Below are 2872 nucleotides of genomic sequence, written 5' to 3' on the forward strand. Positions count from 1 at the left end.
CACAAACTTACCCTCTAACCGAGCGCAGACACCGTAATTCGTGGCGACTAATGTATTGTCTTGCAATCGCCCGGTTTGTTCTAAACTGTCGCTGAGTGCGGCGGCTAATGTCGGCTGATCAATATTATCCACAGGATCATCAGGTAAGGGAAAATCATCGGGTAGCTTCTCCCAGGTAATTTTAGGCTGAGTTGTCACCGTTGTCATCAGGTATCATCTCCCTGCATCTGTAAGCCCTATTTTAGATAAAGATAGAGTGCGATCGCAGGACTTGATCCACTCAGGTAAACAAATGAGTTCAAAAATGGCAAGCCAAGGGGGTTATCGACCAAAAGTTACACCGTGGACTTATGGCTTGAGAACCCCGCTTTAGGGGTTCCCCATCCGGAATCGGAACGGTTCTAGAGCGAGCAGTTGGGCGAGTCGGTTTTGTTTTGAGGTATTCGAGATAGTCAAGAATTTGCGCCAGAATCGGTTCTGGGGTGGATTCGATCGCGATCAGCAATTGTTCTTTAGTAGTGGTCATAAGTGGGTTATAGGAAATGAACAGAGGAACGTGATGTTTTGACAGAAGAGTCAACAGTAAGAATAAACTGGTAGGATTAAATTATACTGCTCGCTCCTAACTCTCTGCTTAAGATAAGTCTTGCTCAAGATAAGTCTAATCAGTTTAGCTTTTAGACCGTTGTAGCTGTAATTGGGTTTTTTAACTAACAAAATGCTGCCATTAAAACCAAACATATTCAGGGAGAAACCGCCCAAACCGCGTTATCGAGTGGGTGCAATTGTCCTGACGGGAGTTGTCTGTGCTGTCGCCGTGTGGTGGACACCGGTGCGAGCCCAAGACGCTGAAGCGGAAGAAACCACCACGGAACAGGTACAAGTTCCTACAGAGGTAGATCCCCAAGCGGCAATCACGACGGAAGATCCAACCATTCCCGTCGAGGAATTGAGACTGTTGGTACAGCCCTTTACCTTAGCCGAACTCGAAATTGAAGCAGCCGCTTGGCTACTGCTGCTCAAAGAAAAAGCCAGACGGCTGGATCGTTGGGCTATGAAGCCACGACGGAAAAAATTGATACCCTAGCAACGAACTGCAATTATTGATCGCTTTAACGTTATCCTCAACGAATTGGAGAAAAAAGGCGGCGATCCTGAGTTTTACCGTAAATACATTCAAGCCGTTAGTGGTGTTGAACTTGACATAACCGACACCGAAGGTTTAGGGCTGCGGCTGATCAACTGGTTCTCATCCGAAGAAGGTGGCTTACGCTGGGTTAATAATACGGGCAAGTTTTTAGGCGTTTTTATCGGCGTCGCGATCGCGTCTCAGCTTGTTGGTATTATTGTTAACCAAGCTCTTTCCCGATTAAGCAATGTATCCCAACTGTTACGTAACTTCCTGGTTATCGTGATCAAGCGCGGTGGTATCCTCGTTGCCTTCCTACTCGCTCTAACCGCACTGGAAGTCAGCCTGGGTCCAATCTTAGCTCTGCTTGGGGGGGTGAGTTTCGTACTTGCCTTTGCACTGCAAAGTAACCTGGGAAATTTGGCAAGTGGCTTGATGATTATGGCGTACAAGCCCTTCGATGTGGGCGATGAAGTCAAAATCGGTGATTTGTGGTGTTACGTTGATTCAAGTTTCGCAAACGTCTGTGGAACCCTTAGAACCTCAACTATCTAAGCATGGTACTCAGTCATACTTTGACCCTGAATCCTTTGATCCTGGGGTATCCGTTGGCGCTGATCCGGATGGTCCAGATTAGAACCTTTGAGTTGGAAACAACTGGAAACGATAGAGGTTAAAATTCTGGTGACCACAAATCAACAATGGCTACTTCAAAACCCGGAAGTAAATCAGGAATCGTTAGAATATCACTATCGCCTAAAATTTCCACCTCCGAGTCGGGGCGATAAATTTCAACCCGACGCCGTTGAGGATTCATCAAAATACCTATTTTTGTTCCTTGAGTGAGGAAAAATTGAATCTTATCTCTCAGAGATTTGAGTGTATCCGTTGGCGATTTCACCTCAACCATTAAATCGGGAGCTAGTTCAGCAAAGGAACGAGGACTTTTGGGCAAGCGCTCGGCTAAAACAAAAGAAACATCAGGCGCTCTGACATTAGCACTCGGCAAGTCAAAACCTGCACTAGAACCGGTTACTCGTCCTAATCTGCGTGGTTTAACCCAATTGCGTAACTGAGCAGTAAATTCGGCGGCAACTTCATCTGATTCATAACCGGATGGACTCATAATTACAATTTGACCGTCAACTAACTCCATGGAATAATCAGGATGTTCGGCTTGTAGTTTTTCCAAGTCTTTGCGTGTCAGAGCTGTTAGAGACGCCATAGAACCTCTTTACATCTATATCTATAATTTTGTCGAAATCATACTATTAGTATAATATTTAAGTCTCTGGCTCAATTCCTGCCGCTCGTAACTGTGCGATTAAGGTTTGAACTCTTTGTCGTTCTTGTTCAGCCCGAAGTCGTTCTTGTTCTACTAATTCTACTCCCCAAGGTAAAAGTTGTCCCGATTCATCCCACCATCGCAACCAATACCCCTGACGGTTTCCCTTCCTTCCTTCCCACACACCCAAAAATAAACCCAGCGCTTCTATCCAATAGCGCCTCTGTTGCGGCGGCTGCAAGACATAATGTCCAGCATCATTGAGCTGATACATTTCCAGCACACCTTCTTCAGGTTCAAAAATTCCATACTGGGGGACTCGCAACACTTGCTCATAAAAATACCATTTCCCTGGAGGATATGTCGGCTTAATCGAATATTCATTTCCTTCTGTATCTGAGAGAAATTCGATCACAATTCCTGGAATATCCCCTTGCAGGTGTGGCGTATAACTGCGG

5 protein-coding genes and 1 pseudogene are annotated in these 2872 nt (G+C 45.6%); 2 read left to right on the forward strand and 4 right to left on the reverse strand.

What is annotated here, in order from left to right; all coding sequences use genetic code 11:
* Window positions 1-207: pseudogene (locus RIE73_RS18025) on the reverse strand (Uma2 family endonuclease); the annotation flags it as partial.
* A 91-nt stretch (window positions 208-298) separates the two neighbouring features.
* A complete protein-coding gene (locus RIE73_RS18030) occupies window positions 299-526 on the reverse strand; it encodes a hypothetical protein (protein ID WP_446402486.1) in 228 nt (75 codons plus the stop codon).
* Between the two features lie 192 nt (window positions 527-718).
* On the opposite strand from RIE73_RS18030, the gene RIE73_RS18035 reads away from it, so the two are divergent.
* Both RIE73_RS18035 and RIE73_RS18040 read left to right on the forward strand, forming a co-directional pair.
* Window positions 719-1087 (forward strand): hypothetical protein, encoded by a 369-nt coding sequence (locus RIE73_RS18035; protein ID WP_446402487.1) that lies wholly within the window; start codon window positions 719-721, stop codon window positions 1085-1087.
* Between the two features lie 45 nt (window positions 1088-1132).
* The gene (locus RIE73_RS18040; protein WP_446402488.1) at window positions 1133-1684 is read left to right on the forward strand and encodes a mechanosensitive ion channel family protein; all 552 of its coding nucleotides are present in this window, start codon (window positions 1133-1135) and stop codon (window positions 1682-1684) included.
* Window positions 1685-1802: 118 nt separating this feature from the next.
* Here the strand turns inward: RIE73_RS18040 and RIE73_RS18045 are convergent, their stop codons facing one another.
* Complete coding sequence (locus RIE73_RS18045; protein WP_446402489.1) at window positions 1803-2354, reverse strand: Uma2 family endonuclease; 552 nt, start codon at window positions 2352-2354, stop codon at window positions 1803-1805.
* 58 nt (window positions 2355-2412) lie between these two features.
* On the reverse strand, window positions 2413-2872 hold a 460-nt coding region (locus RIE73_RS18050; RefSeq protein WP_446402490.1), incomplete at its 5' end, for a Uma2 family endonuclease.

It is taken from the genome of Coleofasciculus sp. C1-SOL-03, from assembly GCF_040220555.1.
Classification (GTDB): domain Bacteria; phylum Cyanobacteriota; class Cyanobacteriia; order Cyanobacteriales; family Coleofasciculaceae; genus Coleofasciculus.